Source organism: Streptomyces sp. NPDC002125 (genome assembly GCF_053593715.1).
In genome coordinates this window covers 39,098-63,406 of sequence record NZ_JBSFDD010000032.1, presented here as the reverse complement: position 1 = coordinate 63,406, position 24,309 = coordinate 39,098, and the positions used below count along the sequence as shown (strand labels likewise).

General features: G+C 71.6%; 22 protein-coding genes and 1 pseudogene. 7 read left to right on the top strand and 16 right to left on the bottom strand.

The genetic code is table 11. The features are described from left to right. Positions 1–24: 24 nt before the first annotated feature. The 10 genes from pstA to mshD form a co-directional block, all read right to left on the bottom strand. Positions 25–1,113, bottom strand: coding sequence for a phosphate ABC transporter permease PstA (pstA, locus tag ACWCQM_RS35580; RefSeq protein WP_450919207.1), 1,089 nt, complete (start codon positions 1,111–1,113; stop codon positions 25–27). Then, the gene (gene pstC / locus ACWCQM_RS35575) at positions 1,110–2,102 is read right to left on the bottom strand and encodes a phosphate ABC transporter permease subunit PstC (protein WP_450919206.1); all 993 of its coding nucleotides are present in this window, start codon (positions 2,100–2,102) and stop codon (positions 1,110–1,112) included. The genes pstA and pstC overlap by 4 nt, the downstream gene beginning before the upstream one ends. 127 nt (positions 2,103–2,229) lie before the next feature. After that, positions 2,230–3,366 carry a phosphate ABC transporter substrate-binding protein PstS gene (gene pstS, locus ACWCQM_RS35570; RefSeq protein ID WP_450919205.1) on the bottom strand — a complete coding sequence of 379 codons (1,137 nt, stop codon included), beginning with the start codon at positions 3,364–3,366 and terminating at the stop codon, positions 2,230–2,232. Between the two features lie 509 nt (positions 3,367–3,875). Further along, complete coding sequence (locus ACWCQM_RS35565; RefSeq protein WP_450919204.1) at positions 3,876–4,289, bottom strand: NUDIX hydrolase; 414 nt, start codon at positions 4,287–4,289, stop codon at positions 3,876–3,878. Continuing rightward, complete coding sequence (locus ACWCQM_RS35560) at positions 4,286–5,275, bottom strand: CHAD domain-containing protein (RefSeq protein ID WP_450919203.1); 990 nt, start codon at positions 5,273–5,275, stop codon at positions 4,286–4,288. The genes ACWCQM_RS35565 and ACWCQM_RS35560 overlap by 4 nt, the downstream gene beginning before the upstream one ends. Next, positions 5,262–7,508 (bottom strand): RNA degradosome polyphosphate kinase, encoded by a 2,247-nt coding sequence (locus ACWCQM_RS35555; RefSeq protein WP_450919202.1) that lies wholly within the window; start codon positions 7,506–7,508, stop codon positions 5,262–5,264. Before ACWCQM_RS35555 ends, ACWCQM_RS35560 begins: the two co-directional genes overlap by 14 nt. A gap of 281 nt (positions 7,509–7,789) precedes the next feature. Next, positions 7,790–8,773, bottom strand: coding sequence for a hypothetical protein (locus ACWCQM_RS35550; protein ID WP_450919201.1), 984 nt, complete (start codon positions 8,771–8,773; stop codon positions 7,790–7,792). Further along, positions 8,770–9,663, bottom strand: a complete 894-nt coding sequence (locus ACWCQM_RS35545) for an ABC transporter ATP-binding protein (RefSeq protein WP_450919200.1) — start codon at positions 9,661–9,663, stop codon at positions 8,770–8,772. The genes ACWCQM_RS35550 and ACWCQM_RS35545 overlap by 4 nt, the downstream gene beginning before the upstream one ends. Further along, the gene (locus ACWCQM_RS35540; protein ID WP_450919199.1) at positions 9,663–10,070 is read right to left on the bottom strand and encodes a GntR family transcriptional regulator; all 408 of its coding nucleotides are present in this window, start codon (positions 10,068–10,070) and stop codon (positions 9,663–9,665) included. Before ACWCQM_RS35540 ends, ACWCQM_RS35545 begins: the two co-directional genes overlap by 1 nt. Before the next feature lie 119 nt (positions 10,071–10,189). After that, a complete protein-coding gene (gene mshD / locus ACWCQM_RS35535; RefSeq protein WP_450919198.1) occupies positions 10,190–11,119 on the bottom strand; it encodes a mycothiol synthase in 930 nt (309 codons plus the stop codon). Positions 11,120–11,337: 218 nt separating this feature from the next. On the opposite strand from mshD, the gene ACWCQM_RS35530 reads away from it, so the two are divergent. Together ACWCQM_RS35530 and ACWCQM_RS35525 are read left to right on the top strand one after the other, a co-directional pair. Further along, the gene (locus ACWCQM_RS35530) at positions 11,338–13,140 is read left to right on the top strand and encodes a bifunctional metallophosphatase/5'-nucleotidase (RefSeq protein ID WP_450919197.1); all 1,803 of its coding nucleotides are present in this window, start codon (positions 11,338–11,340) and stop codon (positions 13,138–13,140) included. A 168-nt stretch (positions 13,141–13,308) separates the two neighbouring features. Continuing rightward, positions 13,309–14,202 (top strand): phosphatidylinositol-specific phospholipase C, encoded by an 894-nt coding sequence (locus ACWCQM_RS35525; RefSeq protein WP_450919196.1) that lies wholly within the window; start codon positions 13,309–13,311, stop codon positions 14,200–14,202. Positions 14,203–14,212: 10 nt separating this feature from the next. On the opposite strand, the pseudogene ACWCQM_RS35520 reads toward ACWCQM_RS35525, so the two are convergent. The 6 genes and pseudogenes from ACWCQM_RS35520 to ACWCQM_RS35495 form a co-directional block, all read right to left on the bottom strand. Next, a pseudogene (locus ACWCQM_RS35520) lies at positions 14,213–15,628 on the bottom strand (sensor histidine kinase); the annotation flags it as partial. Beyond that, a complete protein-coding gene (locus ACWCQM_RS35515; protein WP_450919195.1) occupies positions 15,625–16,356 on the bottom strand; it encodes a response regulator transcription factor in 732 nt (243 codons plus the stop codon). The pseudogene ACWCQM_RS35520 and the gene ACWCQM_RS35515, both read right to left, overlap by 4 nt. Positions 16,357–16,406: 50 nt before the next feature. Next, complete coding sequence (locus tag ACWCQM_RS35510) at positions 16,407–16,589, bottom strand: hypothetical protein (protein ID WP_450919194.1); 183 nt, start codon at positions 16,587–16,589, stop codon at positions 16,407–16,409. Between the two features lie 13 nt (positions 16,590–16,602). Then, entirely contained in the window at positions 16,603–17,952 is a 1,350-nt protein-coding gene (locus tag ACWCQM_RS35505; protein WP_450919193.1) for a S1C family serine protease, read from the bottom strand. Positions 17,953–18,046: 94 nt separating this feature from the next. Then, a complete protein-coding gene (locus tag ACWCQM_RS35500) occupies positions 18,047–19,090 on the bottom strand; it encodes a LacI family DNA-binding transcriptional regulator (RefSeq protein ID WP_450919192.1) in 1,044 nt (347 codons plus the stop codon). A 225-nt stretch (positions 19,091–19,315) separates the two neighbouring features. Next, positions 19,316–20,119, bottom strand: a complete 804-nt coding sequence (locus tag ACWCQM_RS35495) for a response regulator transcription factor (RefSeq protein WP_450919191.1) — start codon at positions 20,117–20,119, stop codon at positions 19,316–19,318. A 294-nt stretch (positions 20,120–20,413) separates the two neighbouring features. Between ACWCQM_RS35495 and ACWCQM_RS35490 the strand changes: the two genes are divergently transcribed. From ACWCQM_RS35490 to ACWCQM_RS35470, 5 genes are all read left to right on the top strand, one after another. After that, positions 20,414–21,331, top strand: coding sequence for an alpha/beta hydrolase (locus tag ACWCQM_RS35490; protein WP_450919190.1), 918 nt, complete (start codon positions 20,414–20,416; stop codon positions 21,329–21,331). A gap of 41 nt (positions 21,332–21,372) precedes the next feature. Next, the gene (locus ACWCQM_RS35485; RefSeq protein ID WP_073745905.1) at positions 21,373–21,627 is read left to right on the top strand and encodes a MoaD/ThiS family protein; all 255 of its coding nucleotides are present in this window, start codon (positions 21,373–21,375) and stop codon (positions 21,625–21,627) included. A 10-nt stretch (positions 21,628–21,637) separates the two neighbouring features. After that, positions 21,638–23,041: a hypothetical protein gene (locus ACWCQM_RS35480; RefSeq protein WP_450919189.1), complete on the top strand. Its 1,404-nt coding sequence runs from the start codon at positions 21,638–21,640 to the stop codon at positions 23,039–23,041. Between the two features lie 140 nt (positions 23,042–23,181). Then, positions 23,182–23,877, top strand: coding sequence for an LmeA family phospholipid-binding protein (locus ACWCQM_RS35475; RefSeq protein WP_450919188.1), 696 nt, complete (start codon positions 23,182–23,184; stop codon positions 23,875–23,877). 252 nt (positions 23,878–24,129) lie between these two features. Beyond that, on the top strand, positions 24,130–24,210 hold the full coding sequence (locus ACWCQM_RS35470; RefSeq protein WP_350310325.1) for a putative leader peptide: 81 nt from the start codon (positions 24,130–24,132) through the stop codon (positions 24,208–24,210). Positions 24,211–24,309 lie beyond the last annotated feature (99 nt).

Here is a 24,309-nt window from a genome sequence, read left to right as displayed (position 1 = left end):
TCTTTCGGGTCGCTGATGGCCGCGTCAGCGACCGGTCTTCGGGGCCTTCCAGCGGGCGATGCCGCGGGCCACGAGATTGAGGATCATGACGAAGGCGATCAGCACCAGGGCGGCTGCCCAGGCCCGGTCGTAGGAGGCGGCCTCACCGATCTTGTACTGCTCGTAGATGTAGAACGGCAGCGAGGACTGGGCGCCTTCGAAGGGGTTCGTGTTGATCAGCTGGCTGCCGAAGACCAGCAGGATGATCGGCGCGGTCTCACCGGCGATGCGGGCGATGGCCAGCATGACGCCGGTGGTGATGCCGCCGATCGCGGTCGGCAGGACCACCTTCAGGATGGTGCGCCACTTCGGGATGCCCAGGGCGAGGGAGGCCTCGCGGAGCTCGTTGGGGACGAGCTTGAGCATCTCCTCGGTGGAGCGGACCACGACCGGGATCATCAGGATGGTCAGGGCCAGGGCGCCCATCAGACCGGACGGCTCGATGTTCGCGATCAGCATGATCGACAGGATGAAGAGGCCGGCCACGATGGACGGGATGCCCGTCATCACGTCGACGAAGAAGGTGACGGCGCGGGCGAGCGCGCCCTTTCCGTACTCCACCAGGTAGACCGCGGTCAGCAGGCCGAGCGGGGCGGAGATCACCGTGGCGATCCCGACCTGCTCCAGGGTGCCGATCAGCGCGTGGTAGACGCCGCCGCTGGCCTCGGAGCCGAGGACGCCGGCCATCGAGTGGGTGAGGAAGTAGCCGTCGAGCCGCTCCGAGCCGCGGCTGATCGTCGTCCAGAGCAGCGAGGCGAGCGGGACGACGGCGACCAGGAAGCAGACCCAGACGATGCTGGTGGCGAGGCGGTCCTTGGCCTGGCGCTTGTTCTCGACGACGGTGGTCGCCACGTACGAGATGGCCAGGAAGAGCAGGGCCGCGATCAGGCCCCACTGGACGCGGCTGTGCCAGCCGGCGGCCGTGCTGATGCCGATCGACAGCGCGATCGAGACGGCGGCGAAGCCGAGCGGTGCCCACCGGGGGAGGCTGCGGCTGCTGAGGCCGGACGGGCGCGGTTCCGGCGAGGTGTGCGGGCGCTTGTCCTGGACGCCGGTGGTGGTTGCGTGGCTCATGCGTTGGCCCCCGAGTACTCCTTGCGGCGGGCGATGATGAGCCGGGCCGCGCCGTTGACCAGCAGGGTGAGGACGAAGAGGACGAGGCCCGAGGCGATCAGGGCGTCGCGGCCGAAGGCGTCGGCCTCGCCGAACTTCGCGGCGATGTTCTGGGCGAAGGTGCCCCCACCCGGGTTGAGCACGTGCAGCGAGATGAGGAAGCTCGGCGACAGGACCGTGGCGACGGCCATCGTCTCGCCGAGCGCGCGGCCCAGGCCGAGCATCGAGGCGGAGATGATGCCGGAGCGGCCGAACGGCAGGACCGAGAGGCGGATGACCTCCCAGCGCGTGGCGCCGAGGGCGAGCGCGGCTTCCTCGTTCATCTTCGGGACCTGGAGGAAGACCTCGCGGCTGACGCTGGTCACGATCGGCAGGATCATGATCGCGAGCAGGATGCCGACGGTGAAGAGCGAGCGCGCGACACCGACCTCGGTCTTCTCGAAGAGGTAGGTCCAGCCGAAGAACTGGTCGAGCCAGAGGTTCAGGCCCTCCAGGTACGGCACGAGGACGAGTGCGCCCCAGATGCCGTAGACGATGCTGGGCACGGCGGCGAGCAGGTCGACGACGTACGCGATCGGGGCGGCCAGCTTTCGCGGCGCGTAGTGCGAGATGAAGAGGGCGATGCCGACAGCGATCGGAACCGCGATGACCATTGCGATGATCGAGCTGACGACGGTGCCGAAGAGCAGGACCGCGATGCCGAAGACCGGCGGGTCTCCCGCGGGGTTCCAGTCGAAGGTGGTGAAGAAGTTCGCTTCGTCCTTCGAGATGGCTATCGCGGCCCGGTAGCTGAGGAACACGGCGATCGAGGCCATGATCACGAGCAGCAGAATGCCCGAACCCCGTGAGAGGCCCAGGAAGATCTTGTCGCCTGCGCGCCCGGCCGAGCCTGCGCGCTGTTGTCGGGCCGGCGGGGCCGGTGGGATGTCGATCGGTGTGGTGGAAGCCATGATCTTTCCGGTCTGTGTGGGGGAGCTGGCGCTCCCCTGGCGGCGGTGCACCGGATGGGGATGGTGGCCGGGGCGGTCCGGGGGGTGTTCCGGACCGCCCCCGCCCTGTGCGTCGTGCGATGCGTGGTTACGAGAGGGCGCTGATGGTCTCGCGGACCTTGGCGTTGATCTCGGCCGGGATCGGGGCGTAACCGGCGTCCGTCAGGACCTTCTGGCCCTCGTCGGAAGCGGTGTAGGTCAGGAAGGACTTGACCGTGCCGAGGGTCTCGGCCTTGTTGCCGGCGTCGCAGACGACCTCGTACGTCACCAGGACGATCGGGTAGGCACCCTCGGCCTTGGTGGTGTAGTCGAGGTCGAGCGCCAGGTCCTTGCCGGTGCCCTTGACCTTGGCTGCGGCGATGGCCTTGGAGGCGTTCTCCGAGGTGGCCTTGACCGGGGCGGCGCCGCCGGTGTTGATGTCCACCGTGGTGATGTCCTGCGAGGAGGCGTAGGAGAGCTCGAAGTAACCGATCGAGCCGTCGACGGCCTTCACCTGCGAGGCGACACCGGAGGAGCCGGACGCGGCCTGGCCACCGGGGGCGGGCCACTTCTTCTCGGCCTCGTACTTCCAGTCGGCCGGGGCCGCGGCGTTCAGGTACTTGCCGAGGTTCTGCGTGGTGCCGGAGTCCTCGGAGCGGTGGAAGGCCTGGATCGCCTTGTCCGGGAGCTTGACGCCCTCGTTGAGCTTGGCGATCGCGGGGTCGTTCCAGTTCTTGATCTTCGAGTCGAAGATCTTGGCGAGCGTGGAGGCGTCCAGCGTGAGGCTGTCGACGCCCTCGACGTGGAAGCCGATCGCGATCGGGCCGCCGACCATCGGGAGGTTGATGCCCTGGCCGGTCTTGCAGATCTTCTTGGAGTCCGCGACCTCTTCGGGCTTCAGCGCCGAGTCGGAGCCGGCGAAGCCGACGGTGCCCTGGTTGAAGGCGACGATGCCCTCGCCGGAGGAGGACGAGTTGTAGTTGATCTCCACGCCCGAGCAGGCGGCCATGTAGTTCTTGACCCAGAGGTCCATCGCGTTCTTCTGAGCGCTGGACCCGGAGGCACGAAGCTGGCCCTCGGCGCCGTCACACTTGATGTTCGACGCGGCGGCGCTCGTCTTGCTGCCGCCCTCCGTCTCGGTGCCGGTGTTGTTGTCCGAACCGCACGCCGTGAGGACCAGGGCGCCGGAGACGGCGAGGGCACCGAGCGCGGTGGCACGAAGCCGGTTCTTGCGCTGAAGCTTCACTTTCGGGGTGTTCCTTCCAGGAGCCGCCGCGGTCGTAGGTGTGTGGCGGCGTGCGATGAGGAAAGGTGCGGTGGCTTGGTGCCGTGCACCGTGTACGTCCGAAATTAGGCAGAACAGGTGAAGCGGCCTACGGAGCAGAGTGAACGGAAGGTGAACCGTGCTGGGCGGGCTGGTTCCGCCGCGTGGCGCGGTGCTCCGGGGGCGCGGAGCTGCCCCTGAGCGCGGGGCGGAGCAGCCGGCGGCCACCGGCCCGGCCGCGTCCGGCAGCCGAGGGCCGGCCCGTGTCCGCAGGTCACGGGCCCGGGGCGCCCCCGGGCAGCCGGACACCCCGGGCCCCGGGCCCCGGTCCCTGGGCAGCCGAGGTTGCGGGGCGGGCCCCGTCGTGGGACAGCCTCGGGTGGCGGGGCGTGCGCGCGTGCTGGGCAGCCGAGGGCGCCGGGCGCGCGGGCCGGGTGGCCTCATGCGCGGGGCGGACTCATGCGCCGGGTGGGCGAAGGTGCCCGGTGGACTCAGGCCTCGGACGTGGAACGCAGGAACGCGTCCAGCTGGATGCGGTCGTCCGGGCGGGAGAGCCGGGCCCGGGCGGTGTCGGGGGAGAGCCATGCCAGCCGGTCGACCTCGTGGTTGGGCACGAAGGCGCCGTCGGCCGCCTCCGCCTCCCAGTAGCTGACCTCCTTCGGCCGGCCGTTGGCCATGTAGAAGGCCGTCGGCAGCGCCGCTCCCGGCACGCAGTGGTGGCCCGTCTCCTCCAGCACCTCGCGCAGGGCGGCCTCCATCGCCGTCTCGCCGCGCTTGAGCTTCCCCTTCGGGAAGGACCAGTCGTCGTAGCGGGGCCTGTGGACCAGACAGATCTCCAGGCCCCCGTCCTCCGGGTCCCGGCGCCACAGCACGCAGCCGGCCGCCAGGACGGTGCCGCCGCTCATGGCGCGGTCACGGCCGCGGCGTACGGCCAGGTCTCCCGGAACACGCCGCGCGCCGCCTCCACCTCGTGCCGCTGGTCGGCGTGGAGCACCCCCAGGGCGTACGCCGTCGCCGGGGCGATGCGCGGGGTGCGGGCCGCCGCCGAGGCCGCGGCGGCTGCCTCGGCCGCGTCCCGGTGCAGGTCGAGCGCGTGACCGGGGCCGGCGAGGGCCGGGTCGGGTGCTCCCCGTACGACCTCGTGGGCGTATCTGTGCAGCCGGAGCAGCAGGCGGGCCTGGTGCCAGAGGGCGTCGTGGGCCTCGTTGTACGGCTCCGCCGACTCGTCGGGCGGCAGCGCGGCCACCGCGTCCAGCATCCGCTGCTCGGCCAGCTCGGCGGGGCTGTGCAGCACATCGGAGGCGGGTTCGGCCGCCGTGGCCGAGAGCGGGACCTCCGAGGCGAGCAGGGCCACGGCGTCGGCGACGGCGTGGAAGCGGGACGACCCCAGCGCCTGGAGCGCCGCCGAGTGGGCGCGGGTCCTGGCGAGGGTCAGCCGGCGCTCCAGCAGGGCTCCGGCCCTGGCCGCGCCGACGCCGAGCGCCGCGCGCTCCTTGTCGCTCTCGGCCGGGGCGTCCCCGGGGGTCCGGGCCGCAGGGAGGGCGGCGCCGGAGAGCTGGTGCAGGGCCTCCAGCAGCCGGCCGAGCCGGGTGGCGTACGCGTGCTCCCGGGCCAGGGTGCCGGAGAGCCAGGCCAGTTCCGTGCGGAGCTGGTCGGCCCAGACGGGTTCGAGCGCCCCCCGGAAGGTGTGCAGCGTGCCGCTGATGCGGCGGGCCGCGCGGCGCAGGGTGCGGGCCGCCTCGTCGGCACCCTGGGTGCCGGCGTCGGCCGGGGCGTTGTGCTCGCCGTGCAGCCGCAGTCCCCGCAGGAAGGAGGCGGCCTGTTCGCGCAGGTAGGGCGCGAGGACCGCTTCCGCGGAGAGCGTCGTCGTCGAGTGGTCAGGGCGTCGCACGCCGGCGCCTCCGGGCGTCAATGAGCATCTCTTGTACGTGCCGCAGCGGCTGGCCGTCCGCGTCCGTGGAGTGCCGGGTCCAGTTTCCGTCGGGGCCCAGGTGCCAGGAGGAGGTGGTGTCGGACATGCCTGTTTCCAGGAGCCTGCTGAGCGCGGCGCGATGCGCGGGATCGGTGACGCGGACCAGTGCTTCGATCCGGCGGTCGAGGTTGCGGTGCATCATGTCGGCGCTGCCGAACCAGACTTCGGGCTCGCCTCCGTTGCCGAAGGCGAAGACCCGGGAGTGTTCGAGGAAGCGGCCCAGTATCGACCGGACCCTGATGTTCTCGGAGAGGCCGCTGACGCCGGGGCGGATCGCGCAGATGCCGCGTACCCAGATGTCGACCGGCACACCCGCCTGCCCCGCCCGGTAGCAGGCGTCGATGATCGCTTCGTCGACCATCGAGTTGACCTTGATGCGGACGTACGCGGGCCGTCCCGCGCGGTGGTGGGTGATCTCCTTGTTGATACGGGCGATCAGTCCGTCGCGCAGGGACTTCGGGGCGACCAGCAGCCGGCGGTAGGTCTCGCGGCGGGAGTAGCCGGAGAGCCGGTTGAAGAGGTCGGAGAGGTCCGCGCCCACCTGCGGGTCGGCGGTGAGCAGGCCGAGGTCCTCGTACAGCCGGGCCGTCTTGGGGTGGTAGTTGCCGGTGCCGACGTGGGAGTAGCGGCGCAGGGTGTCGCCCTCCTGACGGACGACCAGCGACAGCTTGCAGTGGGTCTTGAGCCCGACGAGGCCGTAGACGACGTGGCAGCCGGACTCCTCCAGCTTGCGGGCCCACTTGATGTTGGCCTGCTCGTCGAAGCGTGCCTTGATCTCGACGAGCACGAGGACCTGCTTGCCGGACTCGGCGGCGTCGATCAGGGCGTCGACTATCGGGGAATCGCCCGAAGTCCTGTACAGCGTCTGCTTGATGGCGAGGACGTCCGGGTCGCCCGCCGCCTGCTCCAGGAAGGCCTGGACGGAGGTGGAGAAGGAGTCGTACGGGTGGTGCAGCAGCACGTCGCGCTCGCGGAGGGCGGCGAAGATGTCGGGCGCGGACGCGGACTCGACCTCGGCGAGGTCGCGGTGGGTGCCGGCGATGAACTTGGGGTACTTCAGCTCGGGCCGGTCCAGCGAGGCGATGCCGAACAGTCCGGTGAGGTCGAGCGGGCCCGGCAGCGGATAGAGCTCGGTCTCGGAGATCTTCAGCTCGCGCACGAGCAGGTCCAGGACGTACGGGTCGATGGACTCCTCGACCTCCAGGCGGACCGGCGGGCCGAAGCGGCGCCGCATGAGCTCCTTCTCCAGGGCCTGGAGGAGGTTCTCGGCGTCGTCCTCCTCGACCTCCAGGTCCTCGTTCCTGGTGACCCGGAACATGTGGTGGGCGAGGACCTCCATGCCCGGGAAGAGCTCTTCGAGGTGCGCCGCGATGATGTCCTCTATCGGGACGTAGCGCTGCGGGGACGCCTCCAGGAAGCGGGTGAGCAGCGGCGGTACCTTGACGCGGGCGAAGTGCCGGTGGCCGCTGACCGGGTTGCGCACGACGACGGCGAGGTTGAGCGACAGCCCCGAGATGTACGGGAACGGGTGCGCGGGGTCGACGGCCAGCGGCGTCAGCACGGGGAAGACCCGCTGCCGGAAGAAGGTGAACAGGCGGGCCTGCTCCTTCTCGGTCAGGTCGGGCCAGCGGACCAGCTGGATGCCCTCGTCGGACAGGGCGGGGGCGACGTCCTGCTGGTAGCAGGCGGCGTGCCGGGCCATGAGCTCCCGGGAGCGGGTCCAGATCAGGTCCAGGACCTCGCGGGGCTGGAGCCCGGACGCGGAACGGGTGGCGACGCCGGTCGCGATGCGGCGCTTGAGACCGGCGACGCGGACCATGAAGAACTCGTCCAGGTTCGAGGCGAAGATCGCCAGGAAATTAGCCCGTTCGAGTAGGGGTGTGGCGGGGTCCTCCGCGAGCTCCAGCACCCGTTCGTTGAACGCGAGCCAACTGCGTTCCCGGTCCAGGAACCGGCCGTGCGGAAGCTCGTCGCCGTCCGTCTCCGGCTCGTAGGCGTCGGCGTCGTTGTCCAGATCGGGGTCGAGGTCGGCTGCTGTGGACAGGCCGGCGGGCACCGAGCCCGCCACGGCGTGCGGCCGGTGCGCGGCGAGCGAGCCGACCGACGGCTGGGCGGGCTGGACCGGGACCTCGGAGCTGGGCTGCTGGCTCATGGACCTATTCTTCCGCGTGTTCGGCTCAACAGGCGCGTCGGAGCCGTTAAAGATCGCGGAAGGAGCGGGGCCGGCCCCCGGACCGGGGCCTCTCGCGTTGCGGGGGGTGGGCACAGCTGGCTGCATCCCGTGAGGGTCGCAAGCCCGTCTGAATGGCCGGTAACGATGACATGACGTACAGGAAGCGGTGTGACTGCGGTGCCGTCCCGGTTCTCGCCGTCCTCACCGTAGGTGAACCCCCTGCCCGGACTCCCCCCGGGGCCCGGACAGGGGTGGCTGGATCAGCCGTGGAGCCGGCGCAGCACGCGGAAGGCGAGCGCGAGGGCCAAGGCGGCGAGGGCGAGCAGGATGCCGGTCTCGACGAGCTGGAGGGGCCAGAGGTGCGAGCTCGGGTGGTAGTCGGCGAACGTGCCGATGATGTCGTGATCGGCCAGGCACCGGTTTTCCTGGTGATCGTCGATGCGCGGCCAGCACACGTCGATGGGCAGCCGGCGGCCGTCGGTGGTGAGGCGGCCGACGTCGACCACCCAGGCGTCGAGCGGAACGCCGGAGACCTTGACGCCCTCGGAGCTCTCGGTCCGCAGGGGCCAGAGGCTCGCCCGGAGGGAGTTGAGCGCCACCATCACCGTGCCGGTGACGACGGCGGCCAGCGACATCGCGGCCACCGTGCGATGCACCAGCAGGCCGGTGAGTGTGCCCACGGCGACGCCGAGCAGCGTGTAGGCGATGACGGCGGGGACCGTCGCGACGAAGACCGGACCGTCGAACCAGTCGACCGTGAAGTCGGTGGCCGTCTGCGTCTGTGCCCAGCCGAGGACCGCGGACAGCACGGTCACGCCCGCGACGAGCAGGACGGTGGGCACGGCCAGCTTGGCCGCCAGCCAGCGGGCGGGTGTCACGGACTGGGTCCAGGCCATGCGGTAGGTGCCGCTCTCCAGCTCCCTGGCGATCAGGGGCCCGGCGACGAACGCGCTGATGATCCCGGGCAGAACGGTCAGAGCCAGGGCGGCGTACATGAGCACGCTGCTGAACAGGGACATCGACCCGTTGAAGTCCACGATCCGCTGGTCGCACTCGGGGCCGGAGACACCCGAGGCCTCGCAGTCGCCGGCGTCGAAGCCGTCGATGAGATGGGATGTCCACAGCGCGAAGCCGATGAGGGTGATGGCCGCGGCCAGCGCGAGGACGCCGGCGACCCGCAGGGTGCTTCGGTGCTGGCGGACGACCACGCGGACGGGGCCGCGCAGGGGGGTGAGTGTGCTCATATCGCGGCGACCTCCTCGCGGGCGTGCGCGCTCGGGGTGAGCAGCGGCGGTGCCTCCGGCGAGCGGAGGTGGGCCAGCAGGAGCTCCTCCAGTGAAGGCTCCGTGACGTCCCAGGCGGCGGGGTCCACCGGGCCTTCCTTCCGTACGAGCGCTGTGAGCTGACGCCCCGTCGTGCGGGACTCGACGACCGTGTGCGGGGCGAGGTCGCGGACCTGGCCCGTGACCAGGGCGTGCGCGGCGACGATGTCGTCGCTCTCGCCGCCGAGGCGGACCCGGCCGCCGTCGACGAGCAGGAGGTAGTCGCAGGAACCCTCCAGCTCGGTGAGGATGTGCGAGGACATCACGATGGTGGTGGAGTGCTCGGCGGCCTCGGCCATCAGCAGCCCCATCAGCTCGTGCCGCGCGAGCGGGTCGAGGTCGGCCATCGGCTCGTCCAGCAGCATCAGTTCGGGCCGCTTGCCGAGGGCGAGGGCCAGGGCGAGCCGGGTGCGCTGCCCGCCGGAGAGGGTGCGGACCTTCGCGTCCCGGGGGAGTGAGCCGGCGATCCGGTCGGCGGTCGCCCGGTCCCAGCCGGCGGGGTTGAGCTCGCCCCCGGCCCACAGGGTGTCTGCCACGGTGAGCTGCGGATACAGCGGCTTCTCCTGCGCCACGTAGGCGATGCGGGGACGGGCTTCGGCGGGCGTGGTGCCGAGCACCCGCACCGAGCCCTCGGTGGGCCGGAGCAGGCCGGCGGCGAGGGTGAGCAGGGTGGACTTCCCCGCGCCGTTGGGCCCGACGAGGGCGCATATGCGTCCGGCGGGCAGCCGGAACGAGCAGTCGCGCAGCGCCCACCCGCGCTTTCGCCCGTACGTCATGCCGAGGCCGTTCGCCTCGATCGCGGCGCCTGTCATCAGTGCTGGTCCCCCTTGTATTCGCTGTTCAGTACGTCGGTGAAGAGCGCGCTCGCGTCGTCCCTGTCCAGTCCGGCGGCGCGGGCCCTGCGGGTCCACTCGGCGAGCTCGGCGCGCAGCGGCCGGTCGGTGGTGAGCGCGGCGCTGCCGAGAGTGCGGCGGACGAAGGTGCCGAGGCCGCGGCGGGCTTCGACGAGCCCTTCGCGCTCCAGTTCGCGGTAGGCCTTGAGCACGGTGTTCGGGTTGACCGCCGTGGCCTCGACGACCTCGCGGGCCGTGGGCAGCCGGTCGCCCGGCTCCAGCACACCGAGGCGGAGCGCCTGCTTGGTCTGCTGCACGATCTGGAGGTAGGTGGCGACGCCGCTGCGTCGGTCGATGCGGTACTCGACCGCTGCGGACTCTGCCATGTTCACCACCCTTTCACTAATTGAGTAGTGAAAGGGTGGCGTAAGGAAGGGGCGGCGTCAAGTGACGCCGCCCCTGGGGGGTGTTGTGCCTGCCTGCGGCCCGTGCGCGTGGTGCCCGCTCAGGACTCCGTGCGGTACATCAGGTCGACCTCGTGCGTGGCGAAGCCCATCCGCTCGTACACCGACAGGGCCGCCGGGTTGTCGGCGTCCACGTAGAGCATCGCCGTGGGCAGTCCCTGGGCGGCCAGGTGGCGCAGGCCGATCGCGGTGAGCGCCTTGCCGAGGCCGCCGCCCTGCGCGTCGGGGCTGATGCCGACGACGTACACCTCGCCGAGCTCCTCCTCGGCGTGCGTCTTGGTCCAGTGGAAGCCGATGATCTCGCCGTCGCGCTCGGCCAGGAAGAAGCCCGTGGGGTCGAACCAGGGCTCGGCCTTGCGGTCGTCCAGGTCCCGCTGGGTGAGGGAGCCCTGCTCGGGGTGGTGGGCGAAGGCGGCGCTGTTCACGGCGAGCCAGGCCTCGTCGTCCTGGCCCGGCACGAAGGTGCGCACGGTGACGCCCGGCGGGAGGACCGGCTCGGCGATGTCGAGGTCGGTCAACGGGCGGCGGAGCTGCCGCAGTTCGCGGAAGAGCGAGAGGCCGAGGACCTGCGCCAGGTGCCGGGCGGCCGACTTGCCGCCGTGCGCCCAGACCCGCAGCCGCTTCCCGGTCGCGGCGAGCAGGGCGGCACCGAGCGCCCGGCCGTGGCCCCTGCCTCGGTGGGAGGGGTGCACGACCAGTTCGGCCGCGGGGGCCTCGACGGGGTCGGTGTCCTCCAGCTGCGCGTATCCGGCCAGTACGCCGTCGACGGTGAGCAGGAAATGCCTGACGCCCGCCCGGTGTCCGCCCCGCAGCTGCAGCCGCCCCTGCTCGGAGACGGCCTGCCGGCCATCGGCCTCGGCGGCCTCGCCGAGCAGGGCGAGGACGGCGTCGGCCTGCTCGGGGGTGAGTGCGTCGAGGGTCTCGATCTCGCGTCCGGGAGAGGGGAGGGGTGCGTCAGTCGCAGTCGTCATGGTGACGAGCGTACGGCGCGGGGGCGGTCGGCCGGGGCCGGTGACGGGACGGGTGACGTACGGGCGCGGTGACGTTTCTGCTCGGATATGTACGCCCGACGGGTGATCGACCCCTTTCTGATCGGGCGGCAACCAGTTCGTAACCACAAACACCTGTCGCGCTACGCGCGTTGACTCTAGGCTGCCGCAGCAGGATTCAGACACTTTCAAGGGGACCGATGTCAGCGACTCCGCAGAAGAACCGTGTGCCCCGGCGGGTGCTCGCCGCCACGGCCGGACTTGTCACCGTCGGCGCGCTCGTCGCCGCGATGCCGGCGGGCGCCCAGGACAAGGGCCACGGCCACCACCAGCCCCGCACCGTCGACGTGCAGCTGCTCTCCTTCAACGACCTGCACGGCAACCTGGAGCCGCCGGCCGGTTCCGCAGGCGAGGTGAATGAGAGGCGCGCCGACGGCTCGGTGAAGCCGGTCCCGGCCGGTGGCGTCGAGTACCTCGCGACCTCGCTGCGCACCGCGCGCCAGGGCCACGCGTACTCCGTCACGGCCGCCGGCGGCGACATGGTGGGCGCGAGCCCGCTGCTGTCGGGCCTCTTCCACGACGAGCCCACCATCGAGGCGCTCAACGGGCTCGACCTCGACGTGACCGCCGTGGGCAACCACGAGTTCGACGAGGGGGCCACGGAGCTCGCCCGTCTGCAGAACGGCGGCTGCCACCCGGTCGAGGGCTGCTACGAGGAGGGCAAGGAGTTCAAGGGCGCGGACTTCCCGTACCTCGCGGCGAACGTGACGAACGAGAAGACCGGCAAGCCGGTCCTCAAGCCGTACACCGTGTGGAAGAAGAACGGCGTCAAGATCGGCTTCATCGGGGTGACCCTGGAGGGCACGCCGAACATCGTCACGGCCAACGGCGTCAAGGGCCTGAAGTTCCACGACGAGATCGAGACGGTCAACAAGTACGCCAAGGAGCTGGACCGCCAGGGCGTCAAGTCCATCGTCGCGCTGATCCACGAGGGCGGGGCCCCGGCCTCCAACGCGTACAACTACGACTGCGACAGCCCCGGCGCCGGTGACGGCATCTCCGGCCCGATCGTGGACATCGCCAAGGGCATCACGCCGAAGGTCGACGCCCTGGTCACCGGCCACACCCACCAGGCCTACGTGTGCACGCTCCCGGACCCGTCCGGCAAGCCGCGCATGGTCACCTCGGCGTCGTCGTTCGGCAAGGTCTACACGGACACGACGCTCACCTACGACCGTCGCACCAAGGACATCGTCCGTACGTCGGTGAAGTCGGCGAACCACATCGTCCGCCGGACCCAGGAGCCGGCTGACGACATGACGACCCTGATCACCCGCTGGAACAGGCTCGCCGCGCCGATCGCCGGCCGGCCGCAGGGCTTCATCTCCGCCGACATCGACGGCCGCGGCTCCACGGCCCCCGAGAAGCCGCTCGGCAACCTGATCGCCGACGCCCAGCTGGAGGGCCTGGCGCCCGCGGACAAGGGCGGCGCGGTCGTCGCGTTCATGAACCCGGGCGGTATCCGCTCCGACCTGGTGTACGCGGCGTCGGGCAGCGAGGGCGACGGGGTGGTGACCTACGGCGAGGCGTTCACCGTCCAGCCGTTCACCAACATGATGAACGTCGTCGACCTCACCGGCGCGCAGCTGGTGGCAGCCCTCCAGCAGCAGGTCAGCGGTTCCAACGCGGCCTCGCCGAAGATCCTCCAGGTCTCGAAGGGCCTCACCTACACGCTGGACATGACGAAGGCGGGCGCCGACCGGGTGGTCGCCTCCTCGATCCTGCTGAACGGTGAGCCGATCGACCCGGCGAAGACCTACCGCGTCGCGATGAACGAGTTCCTCGCGGGCGGCGGCGACGGCTTCGCCGCCCTCGGCCAGGGCACGAACAAGCTGGTCGGCCCGTCCGACCTGGACCTGTTCAACGCCTACCTGGCGGCCCACTCCACGGCCGCGGCCCCGCTGGCCCCGCCGGCCACGGACCGGATCACGATCGTGCAGTAGCGGAACGGGTGACGACGGGCGGGGCGGTGGGCCGGGAGGCTCGCCGCCCCGCTTGCGTCGGGCGGGGCAGGCCCTGTTCGTCGGGCGGGGCAGGCCCTGTTCCGCACTTGATGAGTACCCGTCATAATTCCGGAGCCATCCCCCCACGGCCTCCGGAGGCATGTCCCCATGAGCCCGCACACCACCACCCGCCGGAGCCTGCTCACCGGCTCGCTCGCCGTCACCGCCGGAATCCTCCTCGGAGGGACATCCGCCCGGGCCGCCTCCCGCGCGGCCCTCGGTACCCAGGACTGGATGCGCGGCATCCCCGACGCCATCCCGCTGCGCCGCCTCACGATTCCGGGGACGCACAACTCCGGTGCGCGCTACGGCGGGCTCTGGACGGCGTGCCAGAACACCACGGTGGCCCAGCAGCTCGACAGCGGCATCCGCTTCCTCGACGTACGCTGCCGGATCAGCGGTGACGCGTACGCCATCCACCACGGGGCGTCGTACCAGAACCTGAACTTCGACGATGTGCTGGGCGCCTGCCGGGACTTCCTGTCCGGACATCCGTCCGAGACCGTGCTGATGCGGGTCAAGCAGGAGTACTCGGAGGAGAGCGACGCCGCGTTCCGGCGGATCTTCGACATCTACCTCGACGGCAAGGGCTGGCGCCCGCTCCTCCGCCTCGACCCCACACTCCCGGACCTGGGCGCGGCCCGGGGCAAGGTCGTGCTGCTCGCCGACAACGGCGGCCTGCCGGGAGTCCGGTACGCCGACTCCGCGCTCTTCGACATCCAGGACGACTACATGGCGGAGCCGTTCGCCAAGTACCCGAAGATCGAGGCGCAGTTCCGTAAGGCCGCCCAGCAGCCCGGCAAGCTGTTCATGAACTACGTGAGGACGGCGGCCTTGCTTCCGCCCCGCTGGAACTCCGACCGGCTCAACCCGCAGGTGCACGCGTTCCTCGACGGGACGGAGGCGTCGGGCTGGACCGGGCTGGGGATCGTCCCGCTCGACTTCCCGGCGACCAGGACCGGCCTGGTGGAGTCGCTGATCCGGCACAACCCGGCGGCCTGAGCCCTCACTGCCCCGGTGGCGGCTGGGGCGCTCCCGGGAGGCGGATGGAGGCCAGAGTGCCGCCGCCCTCCGCCGGGGTCAGGGCGATGTCGCCGCCCGCCTGCTGGACCGTGCGGGCCACGATGGAGAGGCCGAGGCCGGAGCCGGGGAGCTGGCGGGCGGAGGGGGAGCGCCAGAAGCGGTCGAAGACGTGTGGGAGTTCCTCGGCGGGGATGCCGGGGCCGTGGTCCCGCACGGTCAGCTCGCCGCGGTGCAGGACGACGTCGATCGTTCCGCCCGCCGGGCTGAACTTCACCGCGTTGTCCAGGACGTTGACCACCGCGCGCTCCAGGGCCGCGGGTTCGGCGCGGACGTACCAGGGGGCCAGTTCGGCGGTGATGGTGAGCTCGGGGCCGCGCAGCCGGGCGCGCCGGAGGGCGTTGCGGGCGATGTCGTGCAGCGCGACCACCTGGAGCGGGCCGGGCTGGGCGGCGTCGGGCCGGGAGAGTTCCTGGAGGTCGCCGATGAGCGCGGCCAGCTCCGTCATCTGTGCCTTGACCGACGCCATCAGGGCCTTGCGGTCCTCGGGCGGGATGGCCCGGCCCGTGTCGTCGCTGCGGGCGAGCAGCTCGATGTTCGTACGGAGCGAGGTCAGCGGGGTGCGCAGCTCGTGCCCCGCGTCCGCGATGAGCTGCGACTGGCGGTCGCGGGAGGTGGCCAGCGAGCTGGTCATCGAGTTGAAGGAGCGGGAGAGCCGGGCGATCTCGTCCTCGCCCTCGGCGGGGATGCGGATGGTCAGGTCCTCGGTCTCGGCCACGTGCGCGACGGCGTGCGCGAGGTCGTCGACCGGGCGCAGGCCGGTACGGGCGACCCAGAGGCCGGCCGCGCCCGCGCCGACGACGCCGATGCCGGCGACGAGGACGAGGACCCAGGCCAGGGTGGAGAGCGGGTCGGTGACCTCGCTCATGGGGCGCGCGAGGGAGACCGCGAGGTTCCCGGAGTCGACCCCCGGGCCCCGGACCTCGAGCGGGGAGGTGTAGACCCGCATGTCCTTGCCGTCCGCGGCTGTCACCGAGTGCAGGGTGTAGGTCCGCTTCCGCTCGGCCACGGCCACGTCGTCGCCGCTCACCGGGAGCTTCGACGACACGGCATCGGGCGCGACGCAGACCGTGCCCTGGGAGTCGATGAGCTGAACCGTCACGCCGGGCAGATGCGGGGGCACCTGGGAGGTGCCGCCCTTGCAGTAGGCGTACAGATTCTGCAGGTAGAGCTGGTCCACCTTCGAGCCGCGCAGCGATTCGTCCAGCTGGTGTTCCAGCTGCTGCCGCGTCACGAACCAGCACGCCGCCGCGACCGCGGCCACCGCCACCGCGACCGCCATGGCGACCAGCAGGGCGAGCCGGGAGCGGAGCGGGAGGGCGCGGAGCCGGCGGCGCAGGCCGGTCACCCGTCACCGCCGCCGGAGCGCAGGGCGTAGCCGACGCCCCGCACCGTGTGGACCAGGCGCGGTTCGCCGCCGGCTTCGGTCTTGCGGCGCAGGTACATCACGTACACGTCCAGTGAGTTGGAGCTGGGTTCGAAGTCGAAGCCCCAGACGGCCTTGAGGATCTGCTCCCGGGTCAGCACCTGCCGGGGGTGGGCCAGGAACATCTCCAGGAGGGTGAACTCGGTGCGGGTCAGCTCGACCCGGCGGGTGCCGCGGGTGACCTCGCGGGTGTTCAGGTCCATGCGGAGGTCGGCGAAGGAGAGGACGTCGTCGTCGGGTACGGGGCCGCCTGCCGCGACCGCGTACGAGCTGCGGCGCAGCAGGGCCCGGATGCGGGCGAAGAGCTCGTCCAGTTCGAAGGGCTTGACGAGGTAGTCGTCCGCGCCCGCGTCGAGGCCGGTGACCCGGTCGCCGACGGTGTCGCGGGCAGTGAGCATCAGGATGGGCGTGGTCGACCCGGTGGCCCTGATGCGCCGGGCGGCGGTGAGGCCGTCCATGCGGGGCATCTGGATGTCCAGGACGATCAGGTCGGGGGCGTACGCCTCGGCCTTGGCCAGGGCGTCGTAGCCGTCCACGGCCACCTCTGTTCCGTACCCCTCGAAGGCGAGGCTGCGCTGCAGTGCCTCGCGGACGGCGGGCTCGTCGTCGACGATCAGTACGCGCTGCGGATCGTCTTCGGCGGGGCTCATCGCTTCTTCGTCCTCTTCCTCGTGTCGCCGGTGCGGCGGTGCGGTCGTTCTCAGCCTCGCACGGCCGCCGCACGGCGTCGCGCGGCACGGCGTCCGCGGCTCGTGCCGCCGTGGATCTCGGGCGGGCGGGTGGCCGCCGGGGCGGGTGTCCGGGCCGCCAGTTCGGCGGCCAGGGCGAGTGGCAGGGCCAGGCCGGACGGGCCGGCGGCCGTGCGGTCCGTTACGGGCTTCATGAGGACCTCCTCGTCAGGAGCCGTCGCCGGCCCGCAGGGTGTCCAGGTCGGCCTTGAGGGTGTCGACCGGGATGGCGAAGCCGAGGCCCACGCTGCCCGCGGCGGTGCTGCCCGAGGTGCTGGACGAACTGGGGGAGTACATCGCGGAGTTGATGCCGATGATCTCGCCGTTCATGTTGATGAGGGCGCCGCCGGAGTTGCCGGGGTTGAGCGAGGCGTCGGTCTGGATGGCCTTGTACGTCGTCGTGGACGAGCCGGTGTCGCCGTTGAACTGCTGGCCGCCGAACTCGAACGGCCACTGTTGACCGCCCTGTTGCTGTTGCTGCTGCTGGCCCTGCTCCTCGTCCTTGGCGACCGTGACATCGCGGTCGAGCGCCGAGACGATGCCGCTGGTGACCGTGCCGGTGAGGCCCTCGGGTGAGCCGATCGCCACGACCTGGTCGCCGACCTTCACCGAGGAGGAGTCGCCGAGCGAGGCCGTCTTCAGCCCGCTCGCGTTCTGGAGCTTGATGAGCGCCAGGTCCTTGTCGGGGTCGGTGCCGACGACATCGGCGGTGTAGGACTTGCCGGTGCTGAGGGCCACCTTGATCTGGGAAGCGCCGGAGATGACGTGGTTGTTGGTGACGATCTCGCCGTCCGACGTGATGACGACGCCCGAGCCGGTGGCCTCGCCCGCCGAGGACGTCGCGGTGATCTCGACGATGGCCGGCGACACGGCCGCGGCCACGCCCGAGACGGTGCCCGCGCTGCTCTGCGAGACGGTGGTGCCGCTGACGACACCGCTGGAACCGGAGCTGCTGGAGCTGCCGCCCGCCAGCTCTCCCAGCAGGGTGGCGGTGCCGCCGCCGACGGCCGCCGCCGCGATGGCCACGGCCGCCAGCAGCGCGAAGGGGCGCTTGACCCGGCGCGGGGACGCCGAGGTGTCCGGGGCCGCGGGCTCGGTGACCGGGGCAGGCCAGGCGTGGACCGTGGTGGGGGTCCCGGCGCCCTGCGGGCCGGGCTCGTAGGCCGGGGGCGGCGGGTAGGCCGCCTCGCCGCCGCCGTACGGGGAGCCGCTCTGCGGGGCGCCGGTTTCCGGGGCGCCGCCGGACGAGGGCGTCCCGTACGAAGGAGTCCCGTACGTAGGTGTCCCGTACGAGGGGGTTCCGTGCGAGGCGGCACTCTCGGGGGCGCCGCCCTGCGACACGCCGCCCTGCGACACGCCGCCCTGCGACACGCCGCCCTGCGACACGCCGCCCTGCGACGTGCCGTCGTACGACGCGCTGCCGTACGAAGAGCTGTCGTACGAACCGTTGTCGTGCGAACCGTTGTCGTTCGAGGGGGACATCGGGTACTCGCCGCTCGGGCGGTGGCTGTCGGTCATGTCTACGAGAGTGGACAGCGAACATGAGAGCAGCCTGAGTGCCCCCTGAGAAGCCCGGCAGAACCTCGTATGCCCGATATAAGGACGCGCCCCGCTACGGCTTGGTGACCGTCGGTTCCCCGCAGCCGCACGAGCGGCGGACCACCAGGGCGGACGGGAACTGCTTCAGCCGCTCGCGCCGGGAGCCCGAGACCCGCAGCGAGTCGTCGAGCACGAGGTCCACGGCGGCGCGTGCCATCGCGGGCCGGTCGGAGAAGACCGTCGTCAGCGGTGGATCGGTCAGCCCCGCTTCCTTCACATCGTCGAAGCCCGCCACCGCGAGCTCTCCGGGCACGTCGATGCGCAGCTCGCGCGCTGCCCGCAGAACCCCGATGGCCTGGTCGTCCGTCGAGCAGAAGATGGCCGGGGGCCTGTCCGGGCCGGAGAGCAGCTCCAGGGCGACCTGGTAGGCGTCGTAGCGGTTGTACGGGGCGTGGAAGAGCCGGCCGGCCGTCGAGCGCCCGGCCTCGTGCATCGCCCGGCGCCAGCCCTCGATGTGGTCGGCGACCGGGTCACCGACCACCGGGGTCGACTCCGTGCCGCCGAGGCACGCCACATAGGCGTTGCCGTGCTCCAGGAGATGGCGGGTGGCGAGCTGGGCGCCGCCGATGTCGTCGGTGACGACCGCGACGTCGTCGATGGCCTCGGGGCGTTCGTGCAGCAGGACGACACGGGCGTCCCATGCCTCTATCTCGGCTGCCGCGCGCTCGCTGGGGCCCTGGCTGACCAGGATCAGCCCGGAGACCCGCATGCCGAGGAAGGCCCGCAGATAGTGGACCTCGCGCTCGTCGCGGTAGTCCGAGTTGCCGACGAGCACCATTTTCCCGCGCTCGGCCGCGGCCTGTTCGACCGCGTGCGCCATCTCCGCGAAGAACGGCTGCCGGGCGTCCGGCACGATCATCCCTATGAGGTCGGTGCGCCGCGATGCCATCGCCTGGGCCACCCTGTCGGGCCGGTAACCCAGCTCTTTGATCGCGGCGAGCACCCGCTCGCGCGTGGCCGGGGCAACCGGCCTGGGTCCGTTGTTGATGACGTAGCTGACGACCGCTGTCGAGGTCCCCGCCAGTCTCGCCACATCGTCCCGCGTCACCTTGGCCACGCGCGGCAGTCTACGCGGATCGACCAAGCGGGTGACAGCCGGATAGGACCGGGCTCGCGGGGTCTGGCACGCGCATCTGCGGCGTTGTCGTCAATCGACAACGCTCCTTCCCCAAGCTCTCGGCTTCGCTCGAGCAGGGGAGACCCCAATTGCCTCAATCCTCCGCCTTGCAGCTGCACGCACCAGACCCCGCTCCCTGATCCGGCCCTGTCCAGCTGTCACCCGCTACCGCTTGGCAGGCCGGACCGGGGCTTCTTCCGTGATCTCGGCCTCCGGCGACTGCTCCGGACGGGTGACGTCCTCGTCGACCGGCTTCGGCGCCGCCTTGGCCTTGGCCTCCTCGGAGGCGCGGTCCGCCTTCTCGGGGGTGACGAAGCGGTAGCCCACGTTGCGGACGGTGCCGATCAGCGACTCGTGCTCGGGGCCGAGCTTGGCGCGCAGCCGCCGTACGTGGACGTCGACCGTGCGGGTGCCGCCGAAGTAGTCGTAGCCCCAGACCTCCTGGAGCAGCTGGGCGCGGGTGAAGACCCGGCCCGGGTGCTGCGCGAGGTACTTGAGCAGTTCGAATTCCTTGAAGGTCAGGTCGAGGACCCGGCCCTTCAGCTTGGCGCTGTACGTCGCCTCGTCGACCGAGAGGTCGCCGTTGCGGATCTCCATGGGGGAGTCGTCGGCGGTGATCTGCTGGCGGCCGGTGGCCAGCCGCAGCCGGGCCTCGACCTCGGCGGGGCCCGCGGTGTCCAGCAGGACGTCGTCGATGCCCCAGTCGGCGGTGACGGCCGCGAGGCCGCCCTCGGTCACGACGAGGATCAGCGGACAGCCGGGTCCGGTGGACCGGAGCAGCTGACACAGCGAGCGCACCTGCGGGAGGTCGCGCCGGCCGTCGATGAGGATCACGTCGGCACCGGGGGTGTCGACGAGTGCGGGTCCTTCGGCGGGGGCGACCCGCACGCTGTGCAGCAGAAGGCCGAGGGCGGGGAGCACCTCCGTCGACGGTTGAAGGGCATTCGTCAGAAGCAGCAGTGAACTCATCGCCGCCCACCTGCCTGGGTCGTCGGATAGTGCACGGTTGGCTCGCCCATTACGTCGGTCCTCCTCGTTCCCTGCGAGAGGGGCACTCCCGGGTCGGACCCGGGGGAGTATGCGGCACTGATTCGTACTGCCGTACGACCTTCACCCACAACGGCCGTCATACGGTTTTTACTGTGCTGCCCCGTACCAGGGGGCCGCTGAGCTGTTGGAAACGTCGCCGTAACAACGCTCGGAAAGCACAAAAGGACCCGGGGGCTGCCTTGCCCGGATCCTCTTCGCAGCAGAATAGCCCACATGAGTTCTGTGTCCGAGGGTCGATTCCTGACTTCTTCTGTTCCCTCGATCACGCCGGTCCCCCGGCGCACCACATTGCTGACCGGTGACGGGGTCCGTATCGAGGCGGTGTACACCCCGTGTACGGCGGGTTCCGGCGCCGCCGGGGGCAGCGTGCCCGCAACGACGGCCGTCGTCCTCGCGCACGGCTTCACCGGCTCGGCCGACCGGCCGGCCGTGCTGCGGGCCGCGGAAGTGTTCGCCCAGCGTGCGGCCGTGATCACCTTCTCCTTCCGGGGCCACGGAAGGTCAGGTGGACGGTCCACGGTGGGCGACCGCGAGGTGCTGGATCTGGCGGCGGCGGTCGCCTGGGCGAGGTCGCTGGGACACCGGCGGATCGTTACGGTCGGCTTCTCGATGGGCGGTTCCGTGGTGCTCAGGCACGCCGCTCTGTATACGGCGCCCGAAGCCGGCGGATCAGTGGCGGAAGAACCGGCGGCGCCGGGGGCCGATCGGGTGGGGCGGCGCACAGAGGCGCATGAGGGGCGCGCGGGGGCGCATACAGACGCTGTCGTCGCCGTGAGTGCTCCGGCGCGCTGGTACTACCGGGGCACCGCCCCGATGCGCCGGCTGCACTGGGTGGTCACCCGCCCCCTGGGCCGGATCGTCGGCCGCCTCGGCTTCCGCACCCGTATCCACCGCGAGGACTGGAATCCCGTGCCGCTCCCCCCGGTCGAGGCGGTCCCGCTGATCACCGCGCCGCTGCTGATCGTGCACGGCGACCGGGACCCGTACTTCCCGGTCGACCACCCGCGGATGCTGGCCGCCGCCGCGCGGGGCCGGGCCGATCTCTGGCTGGAGCACGGCATGGGCCACGCGGAGAACGCGGCGGACGGGAAACTGCTGACCCGTATCGCCGACTGGACGGAGTCGGCGTGATTCATGATGGACAGCTGACGCACGACGAAAGGGGTGCCGCCATGGCAGCGGGGACCATCCGCTACTGGGCCGCGGCCAAGGCCGCCGCCGGGACCGCCGAGGAGCCGTACGCGGCGGACACGCTGGCAGAGGCGCTCGACGGGGTGCGCGAGCGGCACCCCGGTGAGCTGTCGCGCGTACTGCTCCGGTGCTCGTTCCTGATAGACGGGAATCCCGTGGGGACCCGGGGTCATGAGACCGTACGGCTTGCCGAGGGCGGCACGGTCGAGGTGCTCCCGCCGTTCGCAGGAGGGTGAACCGCAGACCATGAGCAACAACGATCAGCAGTATCCGTACGACCCGGGGTACGGGCAGCAGTACGCACAGCAGCCCCATGACGCGGCGTACGGGCAGCAGCAGCCGCAGCAGTCCCATGACGCGGCGTACGGGCAGCAGCAGCCGCAGCAGTCCCATGACGCGGCGTACGGGCAGCAGCAGCCGCAGCAGTCCTATGACGCGGCGTACGGGCAGCAGCAGCCCTATGACCCGGCGTACGGGCACCCGCAGCACCCGCAGCAGTCGTACGGCGAGCAGCAGCACCCGCAGCACCCGCAGCAGTCGTACGGCGAGCAGCCGGCGTACGGACAGCAGCCGCATGCCGCCCCCGTGTATCCGGAGCAGGCCGTGCCGCAGGGCGGCCAGGCGGACGAGGGCGTCGCCCAGACGTGGCAGGGCCAGACCTGGGACACCACGTACCAGCCGACGATCCAGCCGCGGCAGCCCGAGCCCGCGCCTCGGACGCACGCGCCCCACGCGCAGGCACAGGCGCCCGCCCCCGCGCAGGCCGCCTACCCGCTGCCGCCCGAGGCCCCGGCCGCGCCCGCCGCTCCGGCGGCGCCCGAGGCACCGGCCGCCCGGCCCGGTGCGACCGACGCGTCCGGTTACGGGGCGCCCACGACCCTGGGCAACAGCCGGATCACCGACGCCCAGCGGGCCCGCGCCGAGGGCCGCTCGCCGATCATCGCGCCGGGCATGCAGCCCGCCGCGATCACCGCGGGCCTCGGTCTGCTCCTCGCGCTCGGTGCCGCCGTCGGGGCGTACGCGCTGCTGGTGCCCCTGGTCCTGCTCCAGGCCGTGACCGCCGCCGGCTGGTTCCGGCTCAACGGCATGTGGCCGGCCAGACAGGGCATCGCGCTCGCCTTCGCGGGCGGCTTCGTGGCCGATGTCGTCCTGCTGATCGCGGGCCGGAGCAACGCCCCCGCGGCCATCCTCGGCACGCTCGGCGTCTGGGTGCTGCTGACCATCGTCCTTCAGCTGCGCAGCCGTGCCGGGGCCGACGAGCGGATGTACGGGCTGACGGCCACCGTTGCCTCGGCCTCGCTCGCGGTGCTGGCCGCCGGGCATCTTGCGGCCGTCCCCGACGCGGTGACGGCCGGCGGGATCGCGGTCGCCGCAGGCGTTCTCGTCAGGGCGCTGCCGCTGCCCGGCCCGGTCTCGGTCGTCGCGGCGCTGCTCGCCTCGACGGCCGCCGGCCTCGCGGCCGGGATGTTCCTCGGCTTCGGCGCGGGCGCCGCCCTCCTCGGGTTCGCGGCCGGCGGCTGCGCGCTGATCGGCCTGCGGGTGGCCAGCTACGACTACCCGTCGCGCTTCGTGCACATGACGGCAGGGGTGGCGCTGCCGCTCACGGCCGCGGCTCCCGCCGTCTATCTGATCGGCCGGGCGATCGCCTGACGCCCTCGCGCTCCCGCCGCTCCCCGCCCTCCTGGAACCGGCCGGGCCTTTTGATCGTCGGTCACTCCGGGTGCGCCGCACGGCGGCAGTAGGCTCACGGCGCCAGAGGTCCGGCCGGTCCGAGTGGGGGAACACCAGGCATGCGCGCACTGCGAATACTGCTGATCATCGCTGTGGTCCTGGGCGGCGTCTTCGTCGCCGCCGACCGCGCCGCCGTGTACTTCGCGGAGTCCGAGGCCGAGGACCGGGTCACGTTCGGCAGCGCGGAGGCCGGTTCGACCGAGATCTCGATCAAGGGCTTCCCCTTTCTGACGCAGCTGGCGGGCTCGGAGCTCGACCAGGTCGACGTGACGGTCAGGGACATGCGGGCCAAGGCGGCCGGCCGGGAGCTGCGGATCGGCGAGATCCGGGCCCAGCTGCACCAGGTCACCCTCGGTGCCGGCTACACCAGCGCGAAGGCCGCCAGGGCGACCGGGACGGCCGTCGTCTCCTACGCCGCCCTCACCGAGGCGGCCGACGACGGGGTCACCGTGGCCTACGGCGGCAACGGCAAGGTCAAGGTCACCGGCTCGGTCCGCATTCCGCTGCTGGACCGTGAGATCGAGCGCAGCGTGCTGTCGACCGTCACCCTGGTCGACGGCGACACGGTCAAGGTGCGCGCCGACGAGGTCCCGGGCGAGGGCATCCCCGGCCTGGAGGACCTGGTCAGGCAGAAGACGGACTTCGAGCGCGGGATCGGCGGACTGCCGGACGGGCTGAAGCTGGAGAAGATCGAGGTCGCGCCGGGCGGCCTGGAGATATCGATGACCGGCGCCGACATCGAACTCGCGGGCTGAGGCGTCGAGTCGGGCTTCTCGCGGGTAGCCCGCCACCGGGCGGGGTAGGGGGATCGCCGAAGGCGGTCCGGACAGCCGATCCGGATAATGAGACGGACCGGTCCGATGCGCAGATGGCCGCGCGGCGGAGACGGCCGGAATCCCTGCCGCCGGACGGGCCGAGGGCTCACTCGTCTCGCATCGCGGACGATCGTGTCTCATCATGCGACACGGCGGTGACATCTCCGCCCGTACCTCCCTACGATCGGACACATGAAGCGACAGGCGGACCTCACGAAGCGGCGGGCAGTAGACCTGTGCCGCGTCGCCGCCATGCTCTGTCGCACCTTCTGAGCGGGATCTCTCCCGTTTTCCCCCGGCCCTTCGACTCCGTCGGGGCCGGACCGTGCCTCCCGTACGCGTTCCGCACGCACCTGCGCGTACACCCCGCAC

Excerpts from the sequence above, each read along its gene's own strand:
- mshD (WP_450919198.1), bottom strand. The coding sequence starts at position 11,119 with ATGACGACTGCGACTGACGCACCCCTCCCCTCTCCCGGACGCGAGATC.
- ACWCQM_RS35530 (WP_450919197.1), top strand. The coding sequence starts at position 11,338 with ATGTCAGCGACTCCGCAGAAGAACCGTGTGCCCCGGCGGGTGCTCGCC.
- ACWCQM_RS35540 (WP_450919199.1), bottom strand. The coding sequence starts at position 10,070 with ATGGCAGAGTCCGCAGCGGTCGAGTACCGCATCGACCGACGCAGCGGC.
- pstA (WP_450919207.1), bottom strand. The coding sequence starts at position 1,113 with ATGAGCCACGCAACCACCACCGGCGTCCAGGACAAGCGCCCGCACACC.
- ACWCQM_RS35555 (WP_450919202.1), bottom strand. The coding sequence starts at position 7,508 with ATGAGCCAGCAGCCCAGCTCCGAGGTCCCGGTCCAGCCCGCCCAGCCG.
- ACWCQM_RS35475 (WP_450919188.1), top strand. The coding sequence starts at position 23,182 with ATGCGCGCACTGCGAATACTGCTGATCATCGCTGTGGTCCTGGGCGGC.
- ACWCQM_RS35525 (WP_450919196.1), top strand. The coding sequence starts at position 13,309 with ATGAGCCCGCACACCACCACCCGCCGGAGCCTGCTCACCGGCTCGCTC.
- ACWCQM_RS35550 (WP_450919201.1), bottom strand. The coding sequence starts at position 8,773 with ATGAGCACACTCACCCCCCTGCGCGGCCCCGTCCGCGTGGTCGTCCGC.
- ACWCQM_RS35545 (WP_450919200.1), bottom strand. The coding sequence starts at position 9,663 with ATGACAGGCGCCGCGATCGAGGCGAACGGCCTCGGCATGACGTACGGG.
- ACWCQM_RS35480 (WP_450919189.1), top strand. The coding sequence starts at position 21,638 with ATGAGCAACAACGATCAGCAGTATCCGTACGACCCGGGGTACGGGCAG.
- ACWCQM_RS35510 (WP_450919194.1), bottom strand. The coding sequence starts at position 16,589 with ATGAAGCCCGTAACGGACCGCACGGCCGCCGGCCCGTCCGGCCTGGCC.
- ACWCQM_RS35505 (WP_450919193.1), bottom strand. The coding sequence starts at position 17,952 with ATGACCGACAGCCACCGCCCGAGCGGCGAGTACCCGATGTCCCCCTCG.
- ACWCQM_RS35565 (WP_450919204.1), bottom strand. The coding sequence starts at position 4,289 with ATGAGCGGCGGCACCGTCCTGGCGGCCGGCTGCGTGCTGTGGCGCCGG.
- ACWCQM_RS35515 (WP_450919195.1), bottom strand. The coding sequence starts at position 16,356 with ATGAGCCCCGCCGAAGACGATCCGCAGCGCGTACTGATCGTCGACGAC.
- pstC (WP_450919206.1), bottom strand. The coding sequence starts at position 2,102 with ATGGCTTCCACCACACCGATCGACATCCCACCGGCCCCGCCGGCCCGA.
- ACWCQM_RS35490 (WP_450919190.1), top strand. The coding sequence starts at position 20,414 with ATGAGTTCTGTGTCCGAGGGTCGATTCCTGACTTCTTCTGTTCCCTCG.
- ACWCQM_RS35495 (WP_450919191.1), bottom strand. The coding sequence starts at position 20,119 with ATGAGTTCACTGCTGCTTCTGACGAATGCCCTTCAACCGTCGACGGAG.
- ACWCQM_RS35485 (WP_073745905.1), top strand. The coding sequence starts at position 21,373 with ATGGCAGCGGGGACCATCCGCTACTGGGCCGCGGCCAAGGCCGCCGCC.
- ACWCQM_RS35470 (WP_350310325.1), top strand. The coding sequence starts at position 24,130 with ATGAAGCGACAGGCGGACCTCACGAAGCGGCGGGCAGTAGACCTGTGC.